26 protein-coding genes and 1 riboswitch are annotated in these 25989 nt (G+C 74.3%); of the genes, 11 read left to right on the top strand and 15 right to left on the bottom strand.

Annotated elements, in window-relative coordinates:
• From Vau01_RS42455 to Vau01_RS42445, 3 genes are all read right to left on the bottom strand, one after another.
• Nucleotides 1-883: histidine kinase dimerization/phosphoacceptor domain-containing protein (locus tag Vau01_RS42455; protein WP_204005684.1), on the bottom strand; the 883-nt coding region annotated here is incomplete at its 3' end.
• Nucleotides 884-986: 103 nt separating this feature from the next.
• On the bottom strand, nucleotides 987-1340 hold the full coding sequence (locus Vau01_RS42450) for a YybH family protein (protein WP_204005683.1): 354 nt from the start codon (nucleotides 1338-1340) through the stop codon (nucleotides 987-989).
• 182 nt (nucleotides 1341-1522) lie between these two features.
• Nucleotides 1523-2269, bottom strand: a complete 747-nt coding sequence (locus tag Vau01_RS42445) for a GntR family transcriptional regulator (RefSeq protein ID WP_239152293.1) — start codon at nucleotides 2267-2269, stop codon at nucleotides 1523-1525.
• A 49-nt stretch (nucleotides 2270-2318) separates the two neighbouring features.
• Between Vau01_RS42445 and Vau01_RS42440 the strand changes: the two genes are divergently transcribed.
• The gene (locus tag Vau01_RS42440) at nucleotides 2319-3413 is read left to right on the top strand and encodes a M20 family metallopeptidase (RefSeq protein ID WP_204005681.1); all 1095 of its coding nucleotides are present in this window, start codon (nucleotides 2319-2321) and stop codon (nucleotides 3411-3413) included.
• On the opposite strand, the gene Vau01_RS42435 is transcribed toward Vau01_RS42440, so the two are convergent.
• The 6 genes from Vau01_RS42435 to Vau01_RS42410 are packed head-to-tail and all read right to left on the bottom strand — an operon-like array spanning nucleotide 3346 to nucleotide 7877.
• Complete coding sequence (locus Vau01_RS42435) at nucleotides 3346-3756, bottom strand: MmcQ/YjbR family DNA-binding protein (protein WP_204005679.1); 411 nt, start codon at nucleotides 3754-3756, stop codon at nucleotides 3346-3348. The two genes, Vau01_RS42440 and Vau01_RS42435, sit on opposite strands and share 68 nt — an antisense overlap.
• A gap of 37 nt (nucleotides 3757-3793) precedes the next feature.
• Nucleotides 3794-4378, bottom strand: a complete 585-nt coding sequence (locus Vau01_RS42430) for a hypothetical protein (RefSeq protein WP_204005677.1) — start codon at nucleotides 4376-4378, stop codon at nucleotides 3794-3796.
• A complete protein-coding gene (locus Vau01_RS42425) occupies nucleotides 4375-5715 on the bottom strand; it encodes a hypothetical protein (protein ID WP_204005675.1) in 1341 nt (446 codons plus the stop codon). Before Vau01_RS42425 ends, Vau01_RS42430 begins: the two co-directional genes overlap by 4 nt.
• Nucleotides 5712-6506 carry an ABC transporter ATP-binding protein gene (locus tag Vau01_RS42420; RefSeq protein ID WP_204005673.1) on the bottom strand — a complete coding sequence of 265 codons (795 nt, stop codon included), beginning with the start codon at nucleotides 6504-6506 and terminating at the stop codon, nucleotides 5712-5714. Before Vau01_RS42420 ends, Vau01_RS42425 begins: the two co-directional genes overlap by 4 nt.
• A gap of 31 nt (nucleotides 6507-6537) precedes the next feature.
• Entirely contained in the window at nucleotides 6538-7329 is a 792-nt protein-coding gene (locus Vau01_RS42415; RefSeq protein WP_204005671.1) for a hypothetical protein, read from the bottom strand.
• The gene (locus Vau01_RS42410; protein ID WP_204005670.1) at nucleotides 7326-7877 is read right to left on the bottom strand and encodes an RNA polymerase sigma factor; all 552 of its coding nucleotides are present in this window, start codon (nucleotides 7875-7877) and stop codon (nucleotides 7326-7328) included. The genes Vau01_RS42415 and Vau01_RS42410 overlap by 4 nt, the downstream gene beginning before the upstream one ends.
• 73 nt (nucleotides 7878-7950) lie before the next feature.
• Nucleotides 7951-8018, top strand: a riboswitch (guanidine-III (ykkC-III) riboswitch).
• A 9-nt stretch (nucleotides 8019-8027) separates the two neighbouring features.
• Here Vau01_RS42410 and Vau01_RS42405 point away from each other — a divergent pair.
• The gene (locus Vau01_RS42405; protein WP_204005669.1) at nucleotides 8028-8339 is read left to right on the top strand and encodes a DMT family transporter; all 312 of its coding nucleotides are present in this window, start codon (nucleotides 8028-8030) and stop codon (nucleotides 8337-8339) included.
• 153 nt (nucleotides 8340-8492) lie between these two features.
• Nucleotides 8493-8633 carry a hypothetical protein gene (locus Vau01_RS42400; protein ID WP_204005668.1) on the top strand — a complete coding sequence of 47 codons (141 nt, stop codon included), beginning with the start codon at nucleotides 8493-8495 and terminating at the stop codon, nucleotides 8631-8633.
• Nucleotides 8634-8755: 122 nt separating this feature from the next.
• Here Vau01_RS42400 and Vau01_RS42395 read toward each other — a convergent pair whose 3' ends face one another.
• Genes Vau01_RS42395 through Vau01_RS42380 form a run of 4 tightly spaced genes read right to left on the bottom strand, consistent with a single transcriptional unit; the run spans nucleotide 8756 to nucleotide 10640 of the window.
• Nucleotides 8756-9310: a type 1 glutamine amidotransferase domain-containing protein gene (locus Vau01_RS42395; protein WP_204005667.1), complete on the bottom strand. Its 555-nt coding sequence runs from the start codon at nucleotides 9308-9310 to the stop codon at nucleotides 8756-8758.
• A gap of 9 nt (nucleotides 9311-9319) precedes the next feature.
• Nucleotides 9320-9733: a VOC family protein gene (locus tag Vau01_RS42390; protein ID WP_204005666.1), complete on the bottom strand. Its 414-nt coding sequence runs from the start codon at nucleotides 9731-9733 to the stop codon at nucleotides 9320-9322.
• Entirely contained in the window at nucleotides 9730-10236 is a 507-nt protein-coding gene (locus tag Vau01_RS42385; protein ID WP_204005665.1) for a MarR family winged helix-turn-helix transcriptional regulator, read from the bottom strand. Before Vau01_RS42385 ends, Vau01_RS42390 begins: the two co-directional genes overlap by 4 nt.
• Entirely contained in the window at nucleotides 10233-10640 is a 408-nt protein-coding gene (locus Vau01_RS42380) for a hypothetical protein (protein ID WP_239152292.1), read from the bottom strand. The genes Vau01_RS42385 and Vau01_RS42380 overlap by 4 nt, the downstream gene beginning before the upstream one ends.
• A gap of 33 nt (nucleotides 10641-10673) precedes the next feature.
• On the opposite strand from Vau01_RS42380, the gene Vau01_RS42375 reads away from it, so the two are divergent.
• Together Vau01_RS42375 and Vau01_RS42370 are read left to right on the top strand one after the other, a co-directional pair.
• Nucleotides 10674-11639, top strand: a complete 966-nt coding sequence (locus Vau01_RS42375; protein ID WP_204005663.1) for a sigma-70 family RNA polymerase sigma factor — start codon at nucleotides 10674-10676, stop codon at nucleotides 11637-11639.
• A 6-nt stretch (nucleotides 11640-11645) separates the two neighbouring features.
• Entirely contained in the window at nucleotides 11646-12440 is a 795-nt protein-coding gene (locus tag Vau01_RS42370; protein WP_204005661.1) for a YybH family protein, read from the top strand.
• A 45-nt stretch (nucleotides 12441-12485) separates the two neighbouring features.
• On the opposite strand, the gene Vau01_RS42365 is transcribed toward Vau01_RS42370, so the two are convergent.
• On the bottom strand, nucleotides 12486-13304 hold the full coding sequence (locus Vau01_RS42365) for a hypothetical protein (protein WP_204005654.1): 819 nt from the start codon (nucleotides 13302-13304) through the stop codon (nucleotides 12486-12488).
• Between the two features lie 85 nt (nucleotides 13305-13389).
• Here Vau01_RS42365 and Vau01_RS42360 point away from each other — a divergent pair, with 85 nt between their 5' ends.
• The 4 genes from Vau01_RS42360 (at nucleotide 13390) to Vau01_RS42345 (ending at nucleotide 21197) form a co-directional block, all read left to right on the top strand.
• Nucleotides 13390-13842, top strand: a complete 453-nt coding sequence (locus Vau01_RS42360) for a hypothetical protein (RefSeq protein WP_204005652.1) — start codon at nucleotides 13390-13392, stop codon at nucleotides 13840-13842.
• A gap of 78 nt (nucleotides 13843-13920) precedes the next feature.
• Nucleotides 13921-14856, top strand: coding sequence for a hypothetical protein (locus Vau01_RS42355; protein WP_204005651.1), 936 nt, complete (start codon nucleotides 13921-13923; stop codon nucleotides 14854-14856).
• Nucleotides 14857-14883: 27 nt separating this feature from the next.
• The gene (locus tag Vau01_RS42350; RefSeq protein WP_204005650.1) at nucleotides 14884-15252 is read left to right on the top strand and encodes a DUF427 domain-containing protein; all 369 of its coding nucleotides are present in this window, start codon (nucleotides 14884-14886) and stop codon (nucleotides 15250-15252) included.
• A 128-nt stretch (nucleotides 15253-15380) separates the two neighbouring features.
• Nucleotides 15381-21197, top strand: a complete 5817-nt coding sequence (locus Vau01_RS42345; RefSeq protein ID WP_204005649.1) for an SCO7613 C-terminal domain-containing membrane protein — start codon at nucleotides 15381-15383, stop codon at nucleotides 21195-21197.
• On the opposite strand, the gene Vau01_RS42340 is transcribed toward Vau01_RS42345, so the two are convergent.
• On the bottom strand, nucleotides 21166-24003 hold the full coding sequence (locus tag Vau01_RS42340; protein ID WP_204005648.1) for a helix-turn-helix transcriptional regulator: 2838 nt from the start codon (nucleotides 24001-24003) through the stop codon (nucleotides 21166-21168). The genes Vau01_RS42345 and Vau01_RS42340 overlap by 32 nt on opposite strands.
• Nucleotides 24004-24104: 101 nt before the next feature.
• On the opposite strand from Vau01_RS42340, the gene Vau01_RS42335 reads away from it, so the two are divergent.
• Together Vau01_RS42335 and Vau01_RS42330 are read left to right on the top strand one after the other, a co-directional pair.
• On the top strand, nucleotides 24105-25520 hold the full coding sequence (locus Vau01_RS42335; protein WP_204005647.1) for an FAD-dependent monooxygenase: 1416 nt from the start codon (nucleotides 24105-24107) through the stop codon (nucleotides 25518-25520).
• Nucleotides 25507-25965 carry a pyridoxamine 5'-phosphate oxidase family protein gene (locus Vau01_RS42330; RefSeq protein WP_204005646.1) on the top strand — a complete coding sequence of 153 codons (459 nt, stop codon included), beginning with the start codon at nucleotides 25507-25509 and terminating at the stop codon, nucleotides 25963-25965. The genes Vau01_RS42335 and Vau01_RS42330 overlap by 14 nt, the downstream gene beginning before the upstream one ends.
• Nucleotides 25966-25989: the final 24 nt, after the last annotated feature.

The following is a 25989-nucleotide window of genomic DNA, read 5'->3' as shown; positions in this document are numbered from 1 at the left end:
CGCCCGACCCGCCAGGGACGCCCGACCCGCCAGGGACGCCCGACCCGCCAGGGACGCCCCGCCCGCCGGAGACGCCCGCCAGGAGGCCACCGGTACCGACGCCGGTGCGCAGGATGCCGAGCATCTGGCGCATCTCGGCCAGTGCGCCACGGCTGGCCGTCTCGATGACGCGCAACGCCGCACCCGCCTCCTCCGGACGTACGGCCACGACGTGGTTCGCCACGGCCGCCTTGACCGCGATGAGCCCGATGCTGTGGGCCACCACGTCGTGCAACTCGCGCGCGATGCGTAGGCGTTCACGCATCACGGCGCGTTCGGCCAGTTCGTCGGCGGCCCGGGCGGCGAATGCCCGGCGCTCGCGGACCGCGACGCCCAGCGTCCACGCGCCGACGACCAGGATCCCGCCGACCAGGAGCAGCCCCGGCCCGCTCCACCACCAGTACGGCGACGGGCCGACGGGCACGCCGCCGACCGTGACCGCGACGCCGACCGCCGCGAGTGCGACGGCCGCCTGTGCGGCGCGGCCGGGGCGGGCCAGGGCCACCGGGTACACCGCGAACGCGGCCGCCACGAACGGGTCGCGGACCGCGCCGAAGCCGACCGCGAGCGCCGACGCCACGAGGACCGTCACCAGCACCGGCACGGGCCACAACCGGCGCAGCGCCAGCGGCAGCCCGGTCGCCGCGATCATCACGTCGGCGACCGGCGCGGCCAACTCGCCACCGCCCGGAACGCCGACCAGCTCCGGAGGCACCGCCGGACCGGAGTGCCAGAGCACGGCCGTCAGCGCCACGTACCCGGCGGCCAGCACCACGTCGGCCGCCACCAACCGCCGGTCGTCGAGGGGGCGCGCGAACAACGCGAACCCCTCCGACCGGACCATCCGCAGACCCTAACCGCCGCCGGCCCACCCGTCGTCCCCCCGAGGACCATCATCCCCAGGGCGCACGACCCGCCGGCGCAGCGAAAGAGGCGCGACGAAGGGATCACCTCGTCCCGAACGGGTTGTCGATCGCGTACCGCCATACGCCGTCCGCCCCGCGGCGGGCCACGTCGGTCGCCGTGCCGGACAGGTCGAGGTTCGCGCTCTTCATCGACCAGTCGACGATCAACAGTGCCACGTCGCCCGCGACGTACACGTGCCTTGTCGTCACGGTCATCGGCAGGCCGAAGCCGAGCAGGTGTTCGTGGGCGGCGATCCGTTGCTCGGCACCGACGAGCGGGGTGCCGGGCGAGGGGACCAGGACACCGTCGGGCTCGTAGCAACGGTCGAGCAGGGAGGCGGATCCGGCCGCGAACGCGGCCTCGTAAGCGGCGACGAGTGCACGAGGATCAGTCATGCCCTCCCCAGCGCCTGTGTCGAAGTCCTGACCGGGCTGCGCCGGGTCCAGACGACGCCCGGCGGCGTTGCGGCTTCGCCCCGATACAACACCGGTATCGGGACAAAGCCGCGCCTTGCCGGATCGCCGCCTGGACCTCGGCTCGCCTCGGCCAGGACTTCGACACAGGCGCTCGTAAAACATCAGGCAAAGTGGCGCTCGAACACGATGCGGTGCCGGTCGCCCGGGAGGACGTTGATGGCGCACTGCACCGGCCGCCCGTCGGACGTGTAACCGGTGTCGAAGTGCACCGCCACCGGCGTCCCCGGGCCCAGCCCCAACCGGTGGATCTCGTCGGGCGTGGGCATCCGCACCAGGATCTCGTCGATGGCCCGGTGCTGCGGGTACCCCAGTTCGACGAGCACCTGGTCGGTGCCCCGTGGCAGGTACGCGGGCAGCATGATCTCGGAGTCGCGCACCAGGTCGATCGGGAAGTGCGAGTCGTTGATGTTCGTCGGCTCGCCGTTGATGAACCGGACCCGGCGGCGGGCGACCACCGTCGACGACGGGGCGACCCGCAGCCGCTCGGCCAGGTCGGCACCGGCCTCGATCAGCGCCACCTCGATGGCGTACGACGGCTTCCGCCCCGACGCCACGATCTGCTCGGAGAACCGGTCCATCTCCGGAACGGCCGGGCGCGGCCGCGACTTCTGCTGCGGCCGGTAGATCATGTGCTCGCGTTCGCGCACGAAGTAGCCGCGCGGCCGGCGCGCCACGATGAGCCCCTCGGTGACCAGCACGCCCAGGCCCGCCCGCACCGTCTGCCGGGCCACGCCGAACTGGTCGGCGAGGTCGTGCTCGGTGGGCAACTGGTCGCCCGGCCGCAGCGCACCGGTCATGATGCGGTTCCGGTACGTCGCGGCGATCCGCTGGTACGCAGGCGCCTCCACTTGACAGACTCTATATTGTCTAGTCAATCCGAACAAAGGGAGGCGCACGGTGATCAATGAACTCCAACAACTCGTCGAGGTGGAATCGCCCTCGAGCGACGAGAAGGCGACCGCACGCAGCGCCGACGCCGTCACCGAACTCGGCGAGAGACACCTGGGAACGAGCCCGGAGCGCACCGGCAACCACCTCGTCTGGCGCCACGGCCCGACCCGCATCCTGCTCCTCGGCCACCACGACACCGTCTGGCCGATCGGCACCCTGGAACGCTGGCCGTTCCGGATGAACGGCACCCGCGCGACCGGCCCCGGCTGCTTCGACATGAAGGCCGGGCTCGTGCAGATGTTCCACGCGCTCGCGACACTCCCCTCTCTCGACGGGATCACCGTCGTGGTCAACGCGGACGAGGAGATCGGCTCGCCGTCGTCACAAAAGCTCATAGGTGACGCGGTGAGCGGCGCGACCGCCGCCCTCGTCTGCGAGCCCAGCGCGGCCGGCGCCCTGAAGACCGCCCGCAAGGGCATCGCCCGCTACGAACTCCGGATCACCGGGCGCGCCGCGCACACCGGCCTCGACCCGGCCAGGGGCATCAACGCCGGCGTCGAACTGGCCCACCAGACCATCGCCGTCGCGCACCTCGGCGGCGGGGACACGACCGTGACACCGACCGTGCTCCGGGCCGGAACGACCACCAACACGGTTCCGGCCGACGCCAGCCTCGCCGTCGACGTGCGCGCGTTCGAGGACGCCGAGTTCGCCCGCGTCGACCGGGCCCTGCGCGCGCTACGGACCCGCGTCGACGGCACCACCATGACCGTGCACGGCAAGGTACACCGGCCGCCGCTCCCCCCGTCGGCGTCGGCCGGCCTCTTTCAGACGGCGGGTGACGTCGCCGCGGAGCTCGGCCTGCGCCGGCCCGACGGCGTCGCGGTCGGCGGCGCCTCGGACGGCAACGTGACCGCGAGCCTCGGCGTGCCGACCCTCGACGGCCTGGGCGCCGTCGGCGGCAACGCCCACGCCGAGGGCGAGTGGGTCGACGTCGCGGCGATGGCGGAGCGGTCCACGTTCCTGGCGGCGCTCATTTCCCGGATCCGTCGAGCAGACGGGACAGGCTCTTCGGCGCCTGGACGCAGTAGCTGTCGGTGAGCAGTTCCTCCACCTCCTCCCAGTCGGTGGTGGTGCCGAGGACCAGGCCGATGACGTTGGTTCCCCACCCGGGCCGGTAGAACGGATAGCCGGACGCGGCCAGGCCGGCCACGTCGTCGTCGGGGACGCGGAACGAGACCACGGTGAGCGGACCGTCGGGCGCGAACACCCGCACGGCGTCGGACGTGGGGTTGCCGGGCTCGACCGTGCAGGCGTGTGCGAACGTCCGCTTGCGGACCCGCCAGCGGATGCCGACCCAGGCGGGCTCCTCGTGGGCCTCGGGCAGGCCGCCGCAGATCGCCCGGAGCCGGTCTTCGATCTCGGGAGGTATGTCTCCGGCCATGGCATCAACAGAAACACAGGGGTGTGACAAAAAGAGTTCAGAGGCCTGCCCCGCGCCAGGAATAGGCGGCCAGGCCGCTGACCGCGAGCACCACGGCGCAGGCCGTGGCGGCGGTGGTGCCGGTGGGCTGCACGAGCCAGCCGACCACCTGCCACCCGACCTTCGAACTCGCGTCGAGGATCGGCAGCACCGAGACGACCGTCCAGGTGAGCGGCGCGACCCAGCACAGCGCGGCGCCGACGAGGGCGGCGCCCAGCGCCGTGAGGCCGAGCAGGCCGGCGGTGTTGCGGAGCACCATGGTGGCCGGTTCGAACCGGGCGCCGGTCAGCAGCGTCGGCATGAGCAGCCCGACGATCACCGCGCCGAGCACGAGCACGTGGACGAAGCGGCGCAGCGGCCACCGCACCGCGGCCGTGCGGTCGAGGCTCTCGTCGGGCCCGTCCAGGGTGCGGGCGAACGCCGCCACCCCCAGCATCACGGTGAGCGTGACGGCCCGCGCGTTCACGGTCCGCGCGTCGCTGAACCACGACCACGCGCCCCACACCAGCGCGACCGCGCCGACCGCGACGGCGACCGCGACCCACGCGCCGCGCGACCGCAGGTACAGCGCCAGCCACCTCATCGGATGAGCGCCGCGAGGGCGTCCGGATCGCACGAGCGCGCGCCGACCCGGGCCGCGGCCAGCAGCGCGCGCTGCTCGTCGACCGGCTTGCCCAGGAACCGTTCGTACGCGGCCGGCAGGTCGGGGTCGGCGCCGAAAGGTCGGCCCAGCAACCAGGACGTGGCGACCTCCTGGCCCAGGTAGGCGTCGTGCTCGACCGGGCGCTGGTCGCAGTCGAGCCGCCAGACCTCCGTGAGCAGCCACGGCACGAACGGCTCGCCGTCGAAGTCGGCGCGGCCGGTGCGCCCGTAGGACGGCGCGGTGAAGACGAGCGTGTCGGCGCCGTACCGGCGCGGCTCGGGCATGCTGCCCGGTCGCACCCACGACTGCGGACGGTCGCTCTCCACCGCCCGCGTCGGCGCGTCGGGCAGCCTGGTCGCCAGCAGGGCCAGCGCCTCCCGGGCCGGACCGGTGACGTCGGGCAGCAGGCCGGCGTGCACCTTCGTCATGCAGACCTGCGGACCGGCGTCGTCGCAGACCAGCGCGACCGCCGCCCGGTCGGGGTCGGTGCCGCCCTCGTAGGCGCCGGTGGGCAGCAGCGGCAGCGTGACCGCGAGCCCGAGCGCCGCCGGCAGCACCGCCAGCACCCGCGACCGGGCCCGCGTCGCGCCGAACAGCAGCAGCCCGGTGGCCGCGACCGCGCCCAGCCACAGCAGCTGCACCAGGCTCGCCCCGAGGCCGAACGTCTGGAAGTCGTCGAGCCCGCCGACGTACACGGGGCTGAGCATCAGCGCCGCCGGCGGCGGGTCGTCGTCGACGATGAAGTGGTTGACGTTGACCAGGTCGGGCAGCAGCCCGACGACCACCACGCCGAGCACGGCCAGCGCTGGCGCGGTGGCCAGCCACGGCATCGCCCGTCCGGCCGCCAGGCCCAGCCACGCCGCGGTGACCAGCGAGACGCCACCGACCGCCACCAGCCCGAGCGCGCCGACCGCGAAGTGGGTGGCGGAGAAGACCACGAACCCGGCACCCGCGATCAGCATCACGAGGTACCCGGCCAGCACCGCGACCGCGAGCGCCGCCGCCGTCGGCAGCACCCGCTGCCAACGCGGCCGGGCGGTGGTCGCGAACAGTTCGCCGACCCGACTGCGGGCCTCGCGCCGGCCCAGCCAGGCCCCGCCGGCCAGCGCCAGCGGCCACAGCACCAGGAGCAGGACCCGGGCGGAGGACGCGAGCTGCGTCCACCGCGACGCGTAGCTGTACGGGACCGAGACCAGCAGCCCCGCCCCGATGGCCAGGATCAGCAGCCCGGTACCCAGCGCAGCCGATCGACGTAGCTCGATGCCCGTGATCCTCATGCGGCACTCCGGTAGGCCCGGAGCACGGCCGAGTACCCGCGTTCGATGGCGCTGTCGCCGGCGTTCTCGACACCGCCGCGCGCGGACAACTGCTCCGGCGTCCCCTGCCACACCAGCCGTCCCTGGTCGAGCAGCACCACGTCGGTGCAGGCGGCTGCGACGTCCTCGACCAGGTGCGTCGACACCAGCACGCAGGCGTCGACGCCGATGCCGCGGAGCAGGTCGCGGAACTCCATCCGCTGCTCCGGGTCGAGGCCGACGGTCGGCTCGTCGAGCAGCAGCACGCGCGGGTCGTTGACGATCGCCTGCGCGATGCCGGCCCGCCGCACCATGCCGCCGGACAGCGTCTTCATCTTCGTGTCGGCCCGGTCGGCGAGGCCCACCCGCTCCACCGCCCGCTGCACCGCGCCCGGGATCACCGACTTCGGCATCTCCTTGAGCCAGGCCATGTACTCGACGAACTCGCGCACGGTGAACCGCGGGTAGAACCCGAAGTGCTGCGGGAGGTAGCCGAGGCCGCGGCGCAGCATCCGCAGGTCCCGCCGGCCGGCGACATCGGCGCCGAGCACGGTGAGCGTTCCGCCGGCCGGCTTCACCACCGTGGCGAGCGCGCGCATCAACGTGGTCTTGCCGGCACCGTTCGGCCCGAGCAGGCCGTGCACGCCGGTGTCGAGGGTCAGGTCGAGACCGTCCACCGCCAGGTGGCGTCCGGCGCGGACCCTCAGGTCACCGGCCCGCACCGCCCAGGCATACGTATCGGGAGCGGTCTCCGTCGCGCTCACTGCGCGCATGAAAGTTCTCCGTTCGTCACAAAAAGATCTTTCAGGACGGACCGACGCGCAGCCGCCGGTGATCGGCGGCCCGGGCCACGACAAGAGCCGAGAGGACGCACGTGAGCGCGGCCCAGGCCGGCCAACTGCCCCCGGTGAGCAGCACCGGGAGCCGGTCGAGCACGAGGCTCGGCACCACCACGCCCACCGCCCAGGCGCCCGCCAGCGCCACCGCGGCCCGGTCGACGCCGATCAGCCCGCCCAACGCGAGGCTCCCGGCGGTGAACGCGAGCCCCGGCAGCACCCAGAGCGCCGGGGAGTAGCCGGTGAGCCAGCCGGCGGCCGCGAGCACCGGCAGCACCGCCGCCAACGCGGCGAACGTGCGGCGCAGCAGCATCCACAGCCCCGTGCGGGGCGCGGCGGCCAGCAGTTCCCAGGCCGGATCGGTGCGCCGGTTCCACGCGGCGACCACCGGCAGCAGCGGTGCCACCGGCGCGACCAGCAGCACCACCGACCGCAGGTGGTCGAAGGCCAGTTCGAAGGCGACCGCGGCGAGCATCAGCCCGGCCGCGACCGCCAGCCACGGCAGGACCTGTGCCGCGAACCCGGTGCGCCGCAACCGGCGCCGCCGCACCGGACCGGGGCCGGCGGCGATGCCGGCGCCGACCCCGTCGGCCACCCGGTCGAGCAGGTTCCGGGTCTCGCCGTCGACGGCGCCGGCCAGCACCGACCGGCAGCCCCGGCAGGTCTCCAGGTGCGCCTCGACGGCCCAGACGGTGGCGTCGTCGACGCCGGTGGCCCCGGTGGCGTAGGTGGCGATCAGGGCAGGAGTGGGATGGTTCATGACAGCGCCTCCCGCAGCGCGATCCTGGCCCGCCGCGCACGGGTCTTCACGGTTCCTTCGGGCATGCCCAGCAGCAGCGAGGTCTCCCGCGTGGTGAGCCCGTCGAGGACCATCGCGCAGAGCACCTGCCGCAGTTCCGGCGGCAGCGTGAGCAACGCCCGTTCCAGGTCGGGCCCGATGCCGCCGGCCAGCGCCTGGTCCTCGGCCGCGGGCGCGACCGACTCGACGACCGGCACCGCCGGCACCCGCTCCTGCCGCGCCCGGCGGCGGAACGCGTCGACGAGCCGGTGCGCGGCGATCGTCCACAGCCAGCCGAGCGCGCTGCCGGTCGCCGCGTCGTGCGCGTGGCTCGCGGCCGACCGCCACACCGCCAGGAACGTGTCCTGCACGACCTCGGCGACCACGTCGGGATCGGCGCAGCGCCGCCGGAGCCGCACGGTGAGCCACGGCGCGGCCCGCCGGTACAACTCGTCGAAGGCGGCGCGGTCGCCGCGGGCGATGCGCTTGAGCAGCGCGCCCTCGTCGAGTGTGTCCAGCCCTCGTCTCACACCTGGCAAGACGACGACTCTGCCGCCCCCGGTTCTTCATTGGCTGTGACGCCGGTCACATAGGTAGGATCGGGGCGAGTTCGTGGTCACGAACTCCCGGACGAGGGGTGCCGTACCCGGCGAGCGACAAGACGGCCCGTGGAGGCTGTGATGTCGTGGCTCGTCCTCGTTCTTTCCGGTGTGCTCGAAGCGGTGTGGGCCACCGCCCTCGGCCGGTCGGAGGGTTTCAGCCGGCCCGTTCCGTCGATCGTCTTCGTGGTGGCCCTGCTCGCGAGCATGGGCGGCCTCGCCTACGCGATGCGCGACCTACCGGTGGGCACCGCGTACGCGGTGTGGGTGGGCATCGGCGCGGTCCTCACGGTCGTCTACGCGATGAGCACCGGCCAGGAACCGGTGTCGACGCTCAAAATCGTCTTCCTGACGATGATCGTCGGCGGCGTGGTGGGTCTCAAACTGGTGTAGTTCGCGGCGGGCGCGGCGGGGAAGGCTCGGGATCATGTCGAATTCCCTGTCCGCGCTCGTCCTCGGTTGCTCCCTCAAGCGCTTCGACCGAACCGTCCAGTTCGGAACTCCTGGGACGCGAGGTGCATCCCCGCGGCCGGCGGTACGTACTGGGTGGGCGAGGCGATGGGCGGCGTCGACTACAACGAGGCCGGCCCGAAGCCCGACACCACCGGCAAGGCCACGAAGACCCTGGCCGCCAACGCCGCCCACCCGGCCCACCTGCTGTCCGCGGACCCGTACCCCGCCTCCTGAGTGCCCGACTTACGGATCTTGGACTCCCAGCGGACCCAACGTCGCCGATCTTGCAGTTGTGCTCGCCGAAAAACGGGCGAATTCCGGCGAAAGGGCGGGCACAACTGCAAGATCGACTCGGGTCAGGGGGTGGGGTGGCGACCCTCCGCCAGTTCCTCGATCATCTTGGCGCAGAACGCCGGAAGGTCGTCGGGGTTGCGGCTGGTCGTCAGGCCGCGGTCGGTGTGGACCTCCGCGTCGACCCAGGTGCCGCCCGCGTTGCGGATGTCGGTCTGCAGGCTCGGCCAACTCGTGAGCGTCCGGCCGCGGACGACGTCCGCCTCGACGAGTGTCCACGGGGCGTGACAGATCGCCGCGACCGGCTTGCCCGCCGCGACGAACGCCTGGACGAACGCGACCGCGTCCTTGTCCATGCGCAGCGCGTCCGGGTTGGCGACGCCACCGGGCAGCACCAGCCCGATGTAGTCGGCCGGGTCGGCCTCGGCGACGGTGTGGTCGACCGGGAACGTGTCGGCCTTGTCGAGATGGTTGAACGCCTGCGCCTCGCCGCTCTTCGGAGCGATGAGTTCCGGCTGGGCGCCGGCCTTCTCCAGGGCCTTCCACGGCTCGGTCAGTTCGATCTGCTCGATTCCCTCGTTGGCGACCAGTACGGCCACCCGTCCCTGAATTGTCGACATGCAAATCGGCTACCCGGGGTCGCCACCCTCAAACGAGCCCAGCTCCTGGAACACCGTGATCTGCAGGCCGGCCGGTGCCTCCAGCCGGGAGTTGAGCGAGTTCCACGGCGTGCGCGTCGGCGGTGCGACCTCGGTGGCGCCGGCGGCGACGAGGTGGGCGGTCACCGTGGGTCCGTCGTCGACCTCGAAGGCGACCCGCAGCCGCGGTGCCACGTCGCGGCCGACCTCGACCTCGTCGATGTAGCGCTTCTGCGCGGGATTGGCGATCTCCAGCGTGGCCCGGCCGGCGTCGAGAATCGCGACGCGGGCCGCACCGGTGATTATCTCGGCCTCTTCGGGAAGCCCGAGGACGTCGCGGTAGAACGCGACCGCCGCGTCGTAGTCCTCGGCCTCCACCACCAGGCGCAGTTGTCGAACAGTCATGTACCGAAGTCTCCCGCCTCGATCCGTAGTTCGCGGAGCACGTCGACCAGGGTACGAAGCGAGGCGGGCGACAGGCCGGGGTTGCTGAAGACGCGGTCGTTGAGGCGCTTCGTGGCCTCGCCGGCAAGCGTGCGGCCGGCGTCGGTGATCTCCACCAGCACGGTGCGCCGGTCGGACGGGTGCTGCCGGCGCACCACGAGGCCGGCGCTCTCCAGCCGGGCGGCGGCGTTGGTGATGCTGGTCGGGTGCACCTGGAGGCGCACGCTGGCCTTCGACATCGGCATCGCGCCGCGGCTGCTGAACGACAGCAGCATGAGCAGTTCGTACCGGGCGAACGTCAACGCCAGGGGGCGGAGCACGTCCTCCACCCGGGCCAGCACGATCGCCTGTGCCCGCATGATCGAGGTGACCGCGGCCATGCCCTCGGCGGCCTCCGCCCAGCCGTGGTCGCGCCAGTGCCGGGCCGCCTCGGCGATCGGGTCCACCGGGAGCGGATCGTTCATGCGGAGCCCAGCACGGTGTCGAGGGCGAGACGCAGGGTGACGCGTTCGCCGTCGCGGCCGCCCTCGCCGAGCACCAGGCGCGGGGGGTCCGGTTCGAGCGTCACGCCGGTGACGAGCGCGCGCAGGGAGCCACGCACCGCCATGACGTAGAACCTCGCGTCCTCGGCGACCGCGATCCCCTCGTCGGGACGCAGGTACCAGCCGCGCAGACCGGTGCGGTACCGGTGCCGCCCGTCGTAGGAGCGGGCGACCAGCCGCACCGGCGCCGGTCCGCGGGAAGCGGCCACCGCCACGAACTCCCGGAGCATCTCGGCGGCCTTCTCCGACTCGGCGGCCGCGCGGCGGGCGAGGTCGGCGGCGTGCGCGTCGATCGCGCGCGCCCGCTGCTCGCTCCAGTCCGTCACGCCTCTCACCCTAGTGCGGCCTACGATCACGCGATGGACCTGCTCGCCGCGGCCCGACGCGGAGACCACGACGCGTTCGCCGGGCTGGTGGATCCGCTCCGCACCGAGTTGCACGCCCACTGCTACCGCATGCTCGGCTCGCCCCACGACGCCGACGACGCCGTCCAGGAGACGTTTCTCCGGGCGTGGCGCGGCCTGGACCGCTTCGACGGACGCGGGCCGATCCGCCCGTGGCTGTACCGGATCGCCACGAACCGCTGTCTCACGATGATCGAAAATAGGGGACGCCGTGAGCTGCCGGCCGATCTCGGCAGCGACGCGCCGCTCACCGAGGTCACGTGGCTGGAGCCCTACCCGGACGTCGAGGGCGACGTCGTCACCCGGGAGAGCGTCGGGCTGGCGTTCGTCGCCGCGGTGCAGCATCTGTCGGGGACGCAGCGCGCGGTGCTCCTCCTGCGCGAGGTGCTCGGTTTCCCGGCCCGGGAGGTGGCCGATCTGCTCGACACCACCGTCGCCGCGGTCAACAGCGGGCTGCAGCGGGCCCGGGCCAGGGTCCGGGCCACTGTGCGGGCCACAGCCGGCGACCGGCCGCCCGCGACCGGCGACCCGGACGACCCGGCCGTGAAGGACCTCGCGGCGCGCTACACCGCGGCGTGGGAGGCGCGCGACGTCGACGCGATCGTCGGCCTGCTCACCGACGACGCGCGCTACTCGATGCCGCCGCTGCCCGAGTGGTACGCGGGGCACGCGGACATCCGGGCCTTCCTGCTCGCCGGTCCCCTCGACCTGGAGTGGCGGTTCCTGCCCACCCGCGCGAACGGGCAACCCGCGTTCGCCACGTACCGCCTCGACGTCCACCAGGATCTATTCGTTCCGGGCGGCCTGGACGTGATCACGGTGCGCGACGGACGGATCGCCGAAGTGGTGTCGTTCCTCGACGCGGATTTCGCGTACTTCGACCTGCCGACCGCGATGAGTTCGGGCCGCGCCCCGGGTTAGACAGGCATGACCGAGAAACACATCAGGGCACTGATCGAACGCTGGGTCGCCGCGGTGCACGCCGGCGACCTCGATACCGTCCTCGCCGACCACACCGACGACATCGTGATGTTCGACGTGCCGCCGCCGCACGACGGGGTCCGCGGCATCGACGCCTACCGGGACACGTGGCCGCCGTTCTTCCGCTGGCAGGCGAGCGGCGCCGTGTTCGAGCTCGTCGACCTCGACGTCACCGCCGGCGACGACGTGGCGTTCGCGCACGCGTTGCTGCGCTGCGACACACCGGACGGGCTGGCCCGCAACCCGGAGACGCGGCTGCGGCTCACGCTCGGGCTGCGCAAGGAGAACGGACGGTGGGTGGTCAGCCACGAGCACCACTCGTTCGCTGATGAAAGTGGCGACGAGCAGGAGGTCCGCGACCTTCTCGACGGGTGGTCGCGGGACACGGCGGCGCGCGATCTCGACGGGCTGATGGCAACGATCGACGACGACGTCGTGTCGTACGAGTTGGGGGCGCCGCTGCGGTACGTCGGGATCGACGAGGTGCGCGAGGTGTGCCGGGCCGGGCTGGAGGCGCCCGGCGACGTGACGTTCGAGCTGCCCGACGTCGCGGTGCGCGTCCACGATGATCTTGCTGTGACGTGGGGGCTCGATCGGGTGACCGTGGACGGCGCACCGACGTGGTCGCGCGGAACCCGGGTGTTCCGGCGGACGGCTGCCGGGTGGAAGCTCGTCCACCAGCACCTGTCGTATCCGATGGACCCCGCGACCGGTTCGGCCGCGACCGACCTCACGCCCTGAGTTTTACGTCCGGCGCCGGCGCTGACCCCGCCGGCGCCGGACGGGTCAGCGGCGGTCCACCGTCAGCGACGACATTCCGGCGGTGGCCACGATGTCGAAGCGGTCGGCGGCCGCGTCCCAGCCGTCGCCGGTGACCGTGGTTCCGGCGGCGACGCCGTTCCGGGTGGTCCCGTCGACGGTGACGGCGCCCGCGCCGCTGCCGGCCGTCACCCGCACCGGCACGTCGGCCGGCAGGTGCGTCGCCCACGAGCCGGTGCCGCCGGTCATCCGCACCTCGACGGTCCCGGACGGGCGCGGCAGGGTCAGGTCGATGCTGCCCACGCCGCCGACGAACTCCACGCCGGAGACCCGCGCACCGGACAGGTCGACCGTGTCGCGCGTGGCACCGGCGACGAGCCGTACGCGCCAGGTCGTTCCGGTCCTGACGACAATCTCCACGGCCGAGGGACCGCTCTCGCCGGAGTCGCCGAGCTCGACGTGCACGACCGTGCCGGACCGGCTCACCAGGGGGCGCTGGCGGGCGCCGTCCGGGGTGCTCACCCGGTACAGGTGGCCGTCGAGGTCGGCGGCCCGGACGGTCACCGACGTCGCGCCGGTGAGCAGCTCGACGGTCGCCTCTTCGGGGTTCTCGACGGGTCCGGTCACGGTGTGACCGCCCGTTGCCCGCGTTCCGTCACCGGCGCTCCCGATCGCCGCGAGGATCAGCGCCACCACCAGGATCAGCACGAGCGCGGCCGCACCGGCGATCAGCCACTTGCGGTCGAAGCCGCGCTGTTCCGGTTCCTGATGCTCTGCCGGTTCCTGATGCTCTGCCGGTTCCTGATGCTCTGCCGGTTCCGGCGGGCGCGTCGACGTGAGCGTCATTCCGCTGAGGTACCCCATTTCGCCCGGTACTGAACCGATCTTCTTCGATTCTCAGTACGCACGCGGCGTTGTTACGGTGCCATCCATGTCGGTCGCCTCTTCTCTCGCCGCCCGGATCTCGCGCCTGACATTCCTGGACCGGACCGCCGACGAGGTCACCGAGCTCCTGATCGAGACGGTCGTCGACTGGGCGGTCGGGCAGAACTGGCGGGTGTACCGGCGGGCACGCAGCGTCGTCCCGTTACCGCCGCCGATGCACTTCTCGACGCTCGACGTCGCGTGCGCGCGTCCCGCCGGTCCTCCGGTAGTGGTCGAGGTCGACCGCTCCGACCGTCGCCGCACGCTGGACAAGCTCCGCGCCGAGGCCGAGGCCGGGCGGATCGCGGTGTGGTTGCGCTGGGGCACCGGCGCGATCGCGCCGGTTGACGGCCCGGTCCACCTGGTGACCTGCGGGGTGACGGCGAGGAGCGGCCCGAACGGCCGCCGCTTCGACCGCGTGGTGGCGACCCACCGCCCCCCACCGGACCACACCGTCTAGTCACTCACCGCTCACTCAGTTCAGTGAACGACTGTCGATCTGTTCATCTCCCTACCGTCCGTAGTCAGGGAGGCAACAGTGCTCAGACTCCGTACGGCCGCCATCATCGTCATCGTCCTGTTCGCGTTCGTTCCGCCGGCCCCGGCCGGCGCCACCGCGCCCACGTACGTGGGTGCCACCACCTCCGCCGGCGACACCGTGGGTAGCGGCAACACCTGCGCCGGCTTCCTGGAGGAGCGCGGCCATCTCGGTCCGCTGGAGATCCGCCGGGTGTTCACCTCGACCGGCGCCACGCCGCCGGCCGACGCGGTCACCTGCCACACCACGCACGGCGCGATCCTCTGGTACTCGTTCAAGACCTCGTGCACGCCGACCGCGGTCGCGGCCGGCACGTGCGATGCCGAGATCCAGGCGATCGCGGGGGCGATGCCGTCCGGAAGCTATCTGACGTACTTCCACGAGCCCGAGGACGACATGACGGGCGTGCAGTTCGTCGCCGCGTTCACGCGCGTCTATGTGGTGGCGAAGGCGGTCAACGCGGCCGTTCGCATCGTGCCGGTGCACATGTCGTACCAGTGGCGGCCGGGGTCGACGAAGGTCACCAACAACGGCACCGGCGGCGACCGGGAGATCCAGGACTGGATCGTGCCGGCCGCGTACGCCGACGCGTACGGGTTCGACCTGTACTGGCAGGCCAGCACGCGCGGCAGCGAGCCCGACGACCCGGTGTCGGTCGGGTCGGACCCGCGGATGCTGCGCTGGTACGCCGCCTTCGGCGGGCTGGGCGAGCCGCTCTCGCTCACGGAGTGGGGAATCGACGACGACATGGGCACGCGGGCGTCGCGCGGGCCGGCGATCCGCGCGTCCCGGATCTGGTTGGAGTCGCACGGTTTCGACACGATCCTGTACTGGCAGCACGACAACTGGTACCTGGGAACGGGTACCGTGCCGGCCGGCGGCTACGCCGACCCGGACGGTGTCGCGGCATACACCGAGTTCGTGACTGGAACATAGGTCCGGGGTCGGACGTTGGCCCCGGATATGACCGACAAGCCAGTGAAGATTCCCGGGCCCGACCACCCGATCACCGTCACGCCCGCCGCGTCGCGCGTCGTGGTGCGGGTCGGTGACCGGGTGGTCGCCGACACCACGCAGGCGTTGAGCCTCAAGGAGGCCACGTACCCGGCGGTGCCGTACGTACCCCGCGCCGACGTCGACATGGCCCTGCTCGAGCGCACCGATCACCAGACATACTGCCCGTACAAGGGCGACGCGTCGTACTACAGCATCGCCGGTGCGGGCGAGAACGTCGTCTGGACCTACGAGGCGCCGTACGAGGCGGTCGCGCCCATCAAGGAGTACGTGGCGTTCTATCCGAACAAGGTGACCGTCGAGGAGCTGCCGTTGTAAGGCCGACGATAACGGTGGAGCAACGAGCCGGACTCGGTGCGGTACAACGGGTTTCGATTTGATTCCCGTTCGCTGCGAACACTCGGATCTTAATCGCGTCGATACGGACGGTTCCGCATCCTGCCGGTATGCGGGGCCACTCCGAATTCACTGCCGACAATGCGCCGGGAAACAACGAGCTGGTTCACCTTGATGTTCGCCTCGCGGGCCTCGGCGCCCGCCTGGACGAGGTCGACGGCGAGATCGCGCGCCTCGGCAAGCGTGTGACGCTGCTCAACCGCGAGCGGACCGCGCTGGTCGAGGAGCGCGGCGTCCTGAACAAACGTCGCACGATTCTGGCGATCGCGCTGAGCCGCCGGTCCACCGGCACGCCGCACTGGCAGCCGGTACCGGCGCCCCGGCCCGCGCCCCAGGCCATACCACCACAACCCGTGCCGCCTCGGCCCGTGCCGCATATTGCCGCGCCGCGCATCACCGCGCCACCCGTTGTCCGGCCGCCGCAATCTCCGCCGCACACCGCCGCGCCGCCACGGGCCGCGGCGCCGCAGGCCGCGCAGCCACAGGCCGCTCCACCGCAAGCCGCGGCGCCGCAAGCCGCGCAGCCGCAAGCCGCGCAGCCACAGGCCGCGCAGCCACAGGCCGCGCAGCCACAGGCCGCACCGCCACAACCCGCGCCGCCACAACCCGCGCCGCCACCGGCCGATGAGGCGTCGGCGCTGTCGGTTCAGGCTGTGTTGCTGACGCTCGGCGGGCTGCTTCTCGGCGTCGCGGCGATCACGTTCACCGCCGTCGCGTGGACGACGTTCGGGCCGGCGGGTCGCGCCGCCATCCTCGGGACCGTCACCCTGATCGCGCTCGCCGTCCCCTGGTTGCTGAACCGGCGCGGCCTGGCCGCGACGGCGGAGACCATCAGCGCGGTGGCCCTGCTCCTCGTGGGCCTCGACGGCTACGCCGCGCACTCCGTCGGCCTGTTCGGGGTCGACCGGTTGCTGCCCGCGCCGACGTTCGCCGGCCTCGTGCTGCTCGGAACCGCGGCCGTCGCCGCCGGCTACCGGAGGCTCGCGCCGCTCCATACGCCCGGGTACGTCGCGCTGCTGGCGATGCAGCCCGTGCTGCCGCTGCTCATCGCCGGCGTCGGGGCGGGCTCCGGCGGCGGATCGGGTCACCACCCGGCACCGGCGTTGCCCGTGCCCGGGTCGGCGGCGGGCACGGTCGCGTACGCGGGGATCGGCATGCTCGCGGCCACCGTCGCGGCCCAGGACGTGGTGACGCTCCGGTGGTTGCGCCGGTCACCGGGCACGGCCGTCGACGCGGGACGCCGTGTGCTCGCCTGGCTGTTCGTCGCCGTGACGGGCGCGGTGGCGTGGGTGGCGGCGCTGCTGGCACTGGTGCCGGCTCCGTCGGCGGGAGTGGCGCTGCCGGCGAGCCTCGCGCTGGTGGCGGCAGCGACGGTCGGCGTGGCGGTGGCCGCGCTCACCAGGCCGGCGGGCCGCATGGCCGAGCTTGCGGGCCACACGGCCGGGCCGGCAGGCAACGCGGCCGGGCCGGCGGGCACCATTGCGCGTGGCCTCGCCGCCGGGGCGGCTGCGGTCGCGATCGTCCTGGCGGTGGGGGTCCCGGCGGCGTTGGCCGTGCCGGGCGTCGGGGCGCTGCCGTTCGCGATGCTCGTCGCCGGGCTCGCCCATGGGGTCCGACGGGTGCCCGGCGGCTGGCGGCGGGGCGCGGAGGTCGGCACCGCGGCGGTCGGCGGGGTGTTGTTCGTCTGGGCGCTGGTGCAGATTCCGCTGGGCGGCGACGGCCCGGCCCTACCCGCGACACTGCTCTGCTTGACAGTGGCGGCAACCGCCCTTCCCAAGAGGGCCGCCCGGCACCACGCCACCGTGGCCGGCCTGGTGGCGACCGTGCTCGCGCTCCCGTCGATGCCGCTGGTCACGGTGGCGGCGGCGCTCGCGTTCGGCGTGTCCACTCTGCTCGCCGCGGACCGTCGGGAGGAAGCGGTTCGCGGGGGCGCCGGCCTGGTCCTGGCCGTGGCCGCCGTCGGTGCGGGGCTGGCCGACGTGCGGACGACCGCGGCCGTGCTCGGTGCCCTCGTCGTCGGTGGAGTGGCGATCGCCGTCGCCGCGAGTCGGTGGCGCCCGGCACCGGACGTCGCGGGTGCCGCCGTCGGCGTCGCCGTCGCGGCCGGGCCGGGTGCGGTCGTCGCGCTGATGATCAGCGTCGGGGTGCCGGGGCACGGGGTTCGGGCGGCGGCGCTGGTGTCGGCGGCGGCGGCGGTGCTGGTGGCGGCCGGACTCGGGGCCGCAAAAGCAGCAAGAGCTGCAAACGCCACAAAAGCGATCAACGCGGGCGCGCTGGTCGGGTCCCTGAGCGTCCTCCTCGCCGGAGACCACGCCGGAGCGCTCGACGTTCTCGCCGGGGCGCTGCCCGCCGTCGCGGCCGTCGCCGGGCTCATCGCCCTTGCCGACCGCCGCCATTACGCGCACCAGGTGCTCGTCGCGGGTGCCGTCGCCGCGGGGATCGCGGTCGGGGCCGACCTCGCGGCGGGCACCCTGCCCGGCACCGGGCTGGTCGCGGCGGCGGGGCTGGTCGCCGGGGTCGCGTGGGCCGGGCGCCGCCTGCGGAAAGAGGTGCGGGCGGGCGTGTGGGTCGGTGCGGGCATCGCCGGGGCGGTGGTCGCGGCCGTCGCGGTGCCGCTCGCGGGCGGGTCGGCGTGGGCGGCGGCGCTCACGGCCGTCCGTCCACCGTGGACGTCGGACCTCGGCGCCTGGCACGGGCTCGCGGACGACGTCGCCGTCCTGGGTTGGCAGGTGCCGGTCGCGCTGGCACTGGTCGCCGTCGGTCTCATGGCCCGGGACCGGCGGTTGCCGGCACTCCTCGGCATCGCCGCCGTGGCGTTCGCGGCTCCGGCCGCGTTCGGGCTTCCCTGGTGGAGTCCGATGCTCGTCAGCGGGGTCGCCGGCGCGGGGCTCGCGCTGGTCGCCGTGCGAAAGGACAGCGAAGTCACGGCCGGCGTCGCGGCCCTGCTCGGGCTGCACGCGGCGGTCGCCTCGCTCGGCCGGCCCTGGACCACGGCCGCCGTCCTCGGTGGCACCGTCGTCGTGTGCGTGCTGGTGGCCGTCCGCTCGAGATTGGACAAGCTGCGCGACGCCGCCGTCGGCGGCGCGCTCGCCGCGGTGCCCGGTGCCGCCGCCGCGACCGCCGCCGCGTTGTCGGCGCGGCCGGCGCTGGTGCTGTCGCTCGGCCTCGCCACGGCGAGCCTGGCGCTGGGCGTCGCGTCGTTGATCGGCCTCGCGCGGCGCGCCGAACTGCCCGCGTTGGGCGCGGTGGCCGGTGCGCTCGTCTGCGTCGCCGTGTCGGCGGTGGTGCCGACCGCGACCGGTTGGGACCACCTCGCCGCCGGGCTGCTGCTCGTCGGCGCGTTGTCGCGGGTGTGGCGGCGGCGCCGGGAGAGCCGGGGCGCCGGCGGGGCGACGCTGGCGTTCGTCGCCGAGATGTCGCAACTGGTCGCGCTGCTCGTGCCGGGCGTGCCGGTGCTGACCACCGCGGCGGTCGTCCTGGCCACCGCGCTGGTGGTGCGGCGCCTGCCGGCCGGCTGGCGGTCCGGACCCCTCGGCGGCCTCGCGATCGCCGCCGCGGCCGTCGCGCTCGTCGCAGGGTTGGCCACGGTGGTGGACGCGGCCGGCACCGTCGCCACGCTCTCGCCGTGGGGCGCCGACCTCGGCCGCTGGCTGCGTCCCGAGCCGCCGGGCGTGGCGCTGCTGCACTGGCAGCCGGCTGCCGCGCTGGTGGTCCTGGCCGTCGCGGCCCTCCTGGTCCGCCGCGCATCACAAAGCGAGGGGACGCACACCGCACGGGCCGCGCCGGCATTCGTGCTCCTGGTTCTGGGTCTCGCGGCGGTGCACGCCCCGATCGGCGCCGGCCTCCCGTGGTGGACCCCCGCCCCCGTCGCGACGCTGGCCGCCGCCGGCTTCGCGCTGGCCGCCGTCCGGATCACCGACCCCGGCACCGCCCGGTTCACCGCCGGCCTGGCGGCCGTGCTGGCGGGCTACGCCGTCGCCTCGTCGCTGGCCCGCCCGACGTCGACCGCGATCGTCCTCACGGCCCTGGTGGCCATGGGCGCCGCGATCGCCGCGTTCGCCGCCCGGACAGCCGGGCCTGCGGCGCAGCCGGCCAGTGCCGACACGGCCGGAACAGCACGGCCCACGGCGGGGGAAACCGGCGCCGACGCACCGGCCCGGCCCGCGGCGGAGGGCACCGGCGCCCACACCGCCGCAACGGCCCGGCCCGCGGCGGGAGTCACCGGCGCCGCCACACCAGCCCGGCCCGCGGCGGGGGTGGTCGGTGGGGGTGCGCTGTTCGTCGCCGTGGCGCTGGCGCCGGGTGCGGCGGCGGCCTGGGTGCGGGCGTTCGGGCTCGCGGTGGCGGTTCCGCACGTCACCGTGGTGGCGGCGGGGCTGGTTCTCGGCGGGGCCATCCTCGGGCGGTACCGGTATCCGCGGTGGGCCAGGAGCGGCGTCGCCGTCGCGACGGCGAGTGTGCTGGCCATGCCGCCGGCGGATCCCGGCGCGCCGACGCTGCTGCATGCCGCGGCCGCGGCGTTGATCGGCATGGTGGCGGCCGTCCTCATCCGGACGTCCAGGGCCGCGAAGCCCGGCGTCGTTCCGTGGGTGGTTCCGGCCGCCGTCGTGGGGCTGAGCGCGGTGCCCCCGCTCGTCGACGCGCTGGTCGAACCGGGTCGTCCGGAGGGCATCGGGCCGGTGGACGGGATCCTGCCGGCGCTGGCCCTGGTGACGGCCGGGTTGGCCGGGCTGATGTGGTTCGGCGGGATGCGGCGGTGGTTGGCCGCGGCGGTCCTGACGCCGGCGGCGGCGACCGTGCTCATCGCGCCGGAGGCGCTGGCGCTGCCGTGGCCCGCCGGGGTGCTGGCGCTGCTGCTGGTGGCCGTCGCCGGCGGGATCGCCGCCGCCCGGGTGAACGTCACGGACCGGGCTGGGCTCGCCGTCGTCGTGCTTTGCTGCGCTCACGCGGTCACCGCCGGCGGAGCCGCTCTTGCCGGTTCCACCGCGAGCCGCGCGACCACCTTCACCACCCTCGGCGTCGCGGCCCTGGCCGGTCTGGTCGCCGGCGCGATCGGGCGGTACCCCGCGGGCCGGACGGTCGGCTGGTTGGTGGCCGCCGGGCACGGCCTCGCGCTGGCGACGCTGGTCGCGGCCGATCTCGGCAGCCCGCCCGCCGGGCCGTTCGCCGTCGCGGTGCTGCTGCTCGCCGGCGCGGCGGCGCTCGACCGACTCGGCCGGCACCGCGCCGAGATTGTCGCGCTGGAGGTCGGGTCGGTGGTCGCGGCCATCGGGGCGCTCGTCGCTTCGGCGGGCCTTCGGGGGACGGCCACCGCGCTGATCGGCTACGGCGCGGTGCTCGGGCTGTCGGCGCTGCGCGGCGGGCGACGGTGGTTCGCGCCGGTCGCCGGTGCGGTGGAACTGCTGGCGTGGTGGATGCTGCTGTTCGCCGCCGACATCGGGCTGATCGAGGCGTACACGTTGCCGTTCGCGCTGTTCGCCGTGGTCGGCGGCGCGCTCGGGCTGCGGCACCGGCCGGCGCTGCGCAGTTGGGTGGCGTACGGACCGGCGCTCGCGGCGGCGTTCCTGCCCAGCCTCGCGCTGGTGCTCGCCCAGCCGGGTGAGCCGCTGCGCCGCCTCGTCGTCGGCGCGGGCGCGATCGCGGTGGTCGTGGTGGGCGGGGCGCGGCGGCGGCAGGCACCGGTGGTCGTGGGCGCGGTGGTACTGGTACTGGTTACGCTGCACGAACTGGTCGTGTGGTGGGACCTGCTGCCGCGCTGGATCCCACTCGCCGCTGGCGGCCTGGTGCTGGTGACGGTCGGGGCCACCTACGAACGGCGCCGGCGGGACGTGCGGCTCATCCGGGTTGCCGTACAGGAGATGCGCTGACCGTCGCATCAGTGAAGTCACCGGCGCGCAGGATCAGCTCCGCCCGTGAGGTGAGATCGAGCTTGGTGAACACCTTGCGCAGGTGGTAGTCGACCGTGCGCGGGCTGAGGAACAGCTGGGCGGCCACCTCACGGTTGGTGGCGCCGGTGCTCACCATCCGCACGATCTGCACCTCCTGCGGCGTCAGCCGGGTCGGCGTGCCCGGCTCGCGCCTGCGCGCCGTCTCGCCGGTGGCGCGCAGTTCGGCGCCCGCCTGGTCGGCCCAGGTCGGCAGGCCGAGCCGCTCGAACGTCTCGTGGGCGGCGCGCAGGTGCCGGCGCGCGTCGGCCCGCCGTCGACGCCGGCGCAGGTGCTCGCCGAACAGCAGCTCGGTGCGGGCGGTGTCGAACGGCCGGCCGCCGCGGGCGTGCGTGGCCAGCGCGTCGGCGAAGTGGCGGTCGTCGGCGTCCAGCAACCCCCGGCACCGCGCGACCAGCGCGCTCCCCCAGGCCGAACCGGAGTGCGCGGCCCAGGTTTCGAGCCGGCCAAGCGCCTGCCGGGCGGTGGCCGGTTCGTCGGTGCGGACGGCCGCCTCGACCAGGTCGGCCGCGGAGAAGATGCCGACCATCGGGTGGGACTCCCCCGGGCCGGCGACGGCCAGCGCCGCCAGCCGGTCGCGGGCCTCGGCGGGACGCCCGGCGCCGAGATCGAGCAGCGCCAGCGCCCAGGACGCGATGCCCGCCGCCGGGCCGAGCCGCTGCCCCAGCGCCCGGGCCAGGGCCGCCGTGGCGTGCGTCCGGCAGTCGTCCTCGTGCCCGTGCACCGCGGCCAGCCAGGCAAGCACGGCCCGCAGGTGGGCGGCCGGGTTCTCCTGCCCGGTCTCCTCGGCGATCCGCAGCCCCTCGGTGACGTCGCCGGTCGCCGCCGCGTAGCGGCTCGTCCAGGCGCCGAGCGAGGACAGCGGGGCGAGCAGCCACGGCAGGGCGGTCATCGCACCGGCCGACCGGGCCCGGGTGACGGCCGCGGTGAACAGGGCGATGGCGACGGCGTCGTCGCCGAGGAAGGTCGCGCCGGTGGCGATGAGCATCGCGGCCCGGGGATCCGCTGGCGGCCCGGCGGCGGCCGGCGTTGCGGTGGCGGCCGGCGGCCCGGCCTGGCCATCCGCGGCCGGCGGGCCGGGCGGCGCGGCCGGGCCGCCGGCGCCGGAGCCCGCGCTTGCCACGGCCCGGAGGTGCCGGGCGGCCTCGGCGGGGTCGCCGCTGAGCAGGTTGTCGAGGCCGCGCACCAGTTCCGCGCTCAACGGCACGGCGCCGTCCAGCGCGGCCAGCCGCCGGCCGACCTCGTGCAGGCCGGGCGCGTCGCCGCCCAGCCAGGCCGCCTGCCCGGCCTCGGTCAGCATCCGGGCGGCGAGGTCCGGCGCGAGCGCCGCCACCGGTTCGGCGCCGGCGACCAGGACGGCGAACGCGGTCGACGGCGTGCCACAGGCGGCCTCGATCGAGCCGCGGAGGTGCTCCAACCGGGCCCGCAGCAACGGATCCCGGGCCAGCGGGCCGGCCCGGTCGAGGAGGGTCCGGGCCCGGTCGGGGGTGCCGGCCAGCCAGGCGGCGTCGGCCGCGTCGGCCAGCCGGGCGGCACGCAGTTCAGCGGACGCGGTGAGCGCCGCCGACCGTTCGTAGGCCGACGCCGCGGCGGCGTGACCGCCCCGTTGCCGGGCCCGGTCGGCCGAGTGGCACAGCTCCGCCGCCACCGACTCGTCCGGACCGAGGGCGGCCGCCGCCCGGTGCCAGGCGCGCCGGTCCCGGTCGTCCTCGCCGGTCAGCGCGTCGGCCAGCGCCTCCTGCGCCTGCCGGCGCTGCCAGAAGGTCGCGCCGCGGTACACCGCCGTGCGGACCAGCGGATGGCGGAAGGCGACGCGGTGGGCGTCCACCCGAAGGAGCCCGGCGCTTTCGGCGGCGTCGAGGGCGCCGGCGGCCGCGCCCAGCGTGGCCGCCGCGCGCAGCACCAGGGCCAGATCGCCGGTCTCCTCGGCCGCCGCCACCAGCAGCAGGGTCTGGGTCGGCGCGTCCTGGCGGCGGACCCGGTCGAGGAACACCTGCTCGACCTCCGCGCTCACCGGCAGCCGGTCGGGCAGCGGCGAATGGCCACTGAGCTGGGCCTTCGTCAGCGCGGCTGGCAGTTCGAGCAGCGCCAGCGGGTTGCCGGCCGTGCTGGCGACGACGCTGTCACGCACCGCGTCCGGAAGCTCCACCGCCGACCGCTCGGCCAGCAGCGCGCCCGCTTCGGCCCGATCGAGGCCGGTCACGGTGAGCTCGGGGAGACCCGGCGCGGCGAACCCGTCGCGGGCGGCGAAGACCAGCGCGACGCCGTCGGCGTCGAGGCGGCGGGCGACGAACGTGAGCGCGTCGGCGGACGCGCCGTCGAGCCAGTGAGCGTCGTCTATCAAACACAGCACCGGCCGCTCCTCGGCGGCCTCGGCGAGCACGCTCAGCACCGCCAGCGAGACGAGGAACCGGTCGCCGCCGGCAGCCGGTGCCGCTCCGAACGCGGCCCGCAACGCCTCGGCCTGCCGGGCCGGTATCGCGTCGATCAGGCCGGTGAGCGGCCGCAGCACCTGGTGGACCGCGGCGAACGGGAACTCCGACTCCGACTCGATCCCGGCGCAGCGCAGCACCCGCAGGTCGGCCGCCGCCCCGGCGGCGTACGCCAGCAGCGCCGACTTGCCGATGCCGGCCTCGCCCCGCAGCACCAGCGCGCCGCTGCGGCCGGACCGGGCCGCCGCCAGCAGGTCGTCGAGGACCGTGCGCTCCCGCAGCCGGCCGTGCAGCATGGCCCGATCGTACGGGGTCCATCGACACCGGTGGTTTCGCTGATTCGAGCGTCCGTTCATTTTCGACAGCATCGGTGGCCTCAAACCATGAAGGAGGAGCCATGAATTCCGCCGATGTCATCGTGGTCGGCGCCGGGCCCACCGGTCTCGCGCTGGCGTGCGAACTCGCGCTCGCCGGCGTGCGCTGCCGGGTGCTGGAGCGCCGCGCCGAGGAGCCCAACATCACCCGGGCGTTCGCCGTGCACGCCCGCACCCTGGAACTGCTCGACGCCCGCGGGATGGCCGACGACGTGCTGCTGCGCGGCGTGCGCATCGAAAACCTCGCACCCGTGCCGGGCGCGTCGCTCGACCTGGAGATCCTCGACAGCCGGTACCCGATGCTGCTCATCGCCCCGCAGAGCGCCACCGAGCGGGTCCTCCAGGCGCGGGCGAAGCGGCTGGGCGTCGAGATCGTGCGCGGGGTCGAGGTCGTCGCCCTGGAAGAGGACGCCGACGGCGTCACGGTGCAGACGACCGGTGCCGCCGAGCGGGCCCGGTACGTGGTCGGCTGCGACGGGTCCCGCAGCGCCGTGCGCCGGCTGCTCGGGGTGCCGTTCGCCGGAAAGCAGTACGAGACGCACATCCTGCTCGCCGACGTGCAACTGTCGGAGCCGCCGGAGGAGGCGATGTTCGCGCGGACGAACACCGAGGGCGCCGTCATCTCCGTGCCGTTCGGCGACGGCTGGTTCCGCGTCATCGCCTGGGACCGGGCCCGCGAACGGGCGCCGCTGACCGAGCCGGTGACCCGGGCCGAGATGGCCGACGCGTTCCGGCGCATCGCCGGTGGTGACCTCGGCATGGGCGAACCCCGGTGGACGACGCGGTTCCTCAGCGAGCGGCGGCAGGCGGCACGGTACCGCGTCGGTCGGGTGTTCCTCGCCGGCGACGCGGCGCACGTCCACTCGCCGCTGGGCGGGCAGGGCATGAACACCGGGATCCAGGACGCCATGAACCTCGGCTGGAAGCTCGCCGAGGCCGTGCACGGCACCGCCCCGGAGTGGCTGCTCGACAGCTACGAGGGGGAACGGCACCCGGTCGGTGAGCAGGTGCTCCGGCTGACCGACATGTTCAACCGGCTGGTCCTCGGCCAGTCGCGAATCCGCAACGCGCTGCAGGCGACCGCCATCCGGACCATCCTGCGGTTCCACCGCAGCCGCCTGGCGATGGCCGAGCGCATGAGCGGCATCGGCATCCGGTACCCGCGCCGGGGCGGCCACGCGTGGGTCGGCCGCCGCATGCCCGACCTGGACTGCGAGGGCACCCGCCTCTACGAACTGCTGCGCGACGGTCGCTTCGTCGCGGTGGCCCGCGAGGCCGTGCCGGGCGCGGTGACGTCGGCGCAGCTGACCGGCCCGGCGGCGGTGCTCGTCCGCCCGGACGGGTACGTGGCGTGGGCGTCCGACCGCACACCGACACCCGCCGACCTCGACGCGGCGCTCGGGGAGTGGTCGCATACTGGTGCGCGTGCCGCATCCTGAACCCCGCACCGCCCAACAGCGCAAGGCCGACACGCTCGCCCGCCTGACCACCCCCGTCCTCGACGGCTGGGTGGCCACGGCGGGCCCGGCCGGCGCCCACCTCGTCCCCCTGTCCCTGTACTGGACCGGCGCCCGCCTCGCGATCGCCGTGGACCTGGCCTCGGTGACGGCCCGGAACATCGCCGCGTCCGGACGGGCCAGGATCGGCCTCGGCACGACCCGCGACGTGGTGATGATCGACGCGACGCTCGACACCGCCGTGCCGGTGGCCGACGCCCCCGCCGACCTGGCCGACGGGTACGCCACCCAGTCCGACTGGGACCCGCGGCAGTCGCCCGACGGGTACGCGTACCTGGTTCTCGCGCCGCAGCGGATCCTGGCCTGGCGCGAGGTCAACGAGATCGCCGGCCGCACGCTGATGCGCGGCGGAATCTGGGTGATCTGACGGGAACCGCGTCGGGGTGACGCG

This window comes from Virgisporangium aurantiacum (assembly GCF_016863635.1).
In the GTDB taxonomy this organism is placed as follows: Bacteria; Actinomycetota; Actinomycetes; order Mycobacteriales; family Micromonosporaceae; genus Virgisporangium; species Virgisporangium aurantiacum.
Note: the sequence above shows the minus strand (reverse complement) of the source record. Positions and strands in the feature narration are given on the sequence as shown.

Coding starts and splice junctions, on each gene's coding strand:
- Vau01_RS42375 (WP_204005663.1), top strand. CDS start 10,674: ATGGACCTGCTCGCCGCGGCCCGACGCGGAGACCACGACGCGTTCGCC.
- Vau01_RS42415 (WP_204005671.1), bottom strand. CDS start 7,329: ATGAACCATCCCACTCCTGCCCTGATCGCCACCTACGCCACCGGGGCC.
- Vau01_RS42345 (WP_204005649.1), top strand. CDS start 15,381: ATGCGGGGCCACTCCGAATTCACTGCCGACAATGCGCCGGGAAACAAC.
- Vau01_RS42335 (WP_204005647.1), top strand. CDS start 24,105: ATGAATTCCGCCGATGTCATCGTGGTCGGCGCCGGGCCCACCGGTCTC.
- Vau01_RS42365 (WP_204005654.1), bottom strand. CDS start 13,304: ATGACGCTCACGTCGACGCGCCCGCCGGAACCGGCAGAGCATCAGGAA.
- Vau01_RS42395 (WP_204005667.1), bottom strand. CDS start 9,310: ATGTCGACAATTCAGGGACGGGTGGCCGTACTGGTCGCCAACGAGGGA.
- Vau01_RS42405 (WP_204005669.1), top strand. CDS start 8,028: ATGTCGTGGCTCGTCCTCGTTCTTTCCGGTGTGCTCGAAGCGGTGTGG.
- Vau01_RS42385 (WP_204005665.1), bottom strand. CDS start 10,236: ATGAACGATCCGCTCCCGGTGGACCCGATCGCCGAGGCGGCCCGGCAC.
- Vau01_RS42390 (WP_204005666.1), bottom strand. CDS start 9,733: ATGACTGTTCGACAACTGCGCCTGGTGGTGGAGGCCGAGGACTACGAC.
- Vau01_RS42360 (WP_204005652.1), top strand. CDS start 13,390: ATGTCGGTCGCCTCTTCTCTCGCCGCCCGGATCTCGCGCCTGACATTC.
- Vau01_RS42350 (WP_204005650.1), top strand. CDS start 14,884: ATGACCGACAAGCCAGTGAAGATTCCCGGGCCCGACCACCCGATCACC.
- Vau01_RS42435 (WP_204005679.1), bottom strand. CDS start 3,756: ATGGCCGGAGACATACCTCCCGAGATCGAAGACCGGCTCCGGGCGATC.
- Vau01_RS42425 (WP_204005675.1), bottom strand. CDS start 5,715: ATGAGGATCACGGGCATCGAGCTACGTCGATCGGCTGCGCTGGGTACC.
- Vau01_RS42370 (WP_204005661.1), top strand. CDS start 11,646: ATGACCGAGAAACACATCAGGGCACTGATCGAACGCTGGGTCGCCGCG.
- Vau01_RS42340 (WP_204005648.1), bottom strand. CDS start 24,003: ATGCTGCACGGCCGGCTGCGGGAGCGCACGGTCCTCGACGACCTGCTG.
- Vau01_RS42430 (WP_204005677.1), bottom strand. CDS start 4,378: ATGAGGTGGCTGGCGCTGTACCTGCGGTCGCGCGGCGCGTGGGTCGCG.
- Vau01_RS42420 (WP_204005673.1), bottom strand. CDS start 6,506: ATGCGCGCAGTGAGCGCGACGGAGACCGCTCCCGATACGTATGCCTGG.
- Vau01_RS42450 (WP_204005683.1), bottom strand. CDS start 1,340: ATGACTGATCCTCGTGCACTCGTCGCCGCTTACGAGGCCGCGTTCGCG.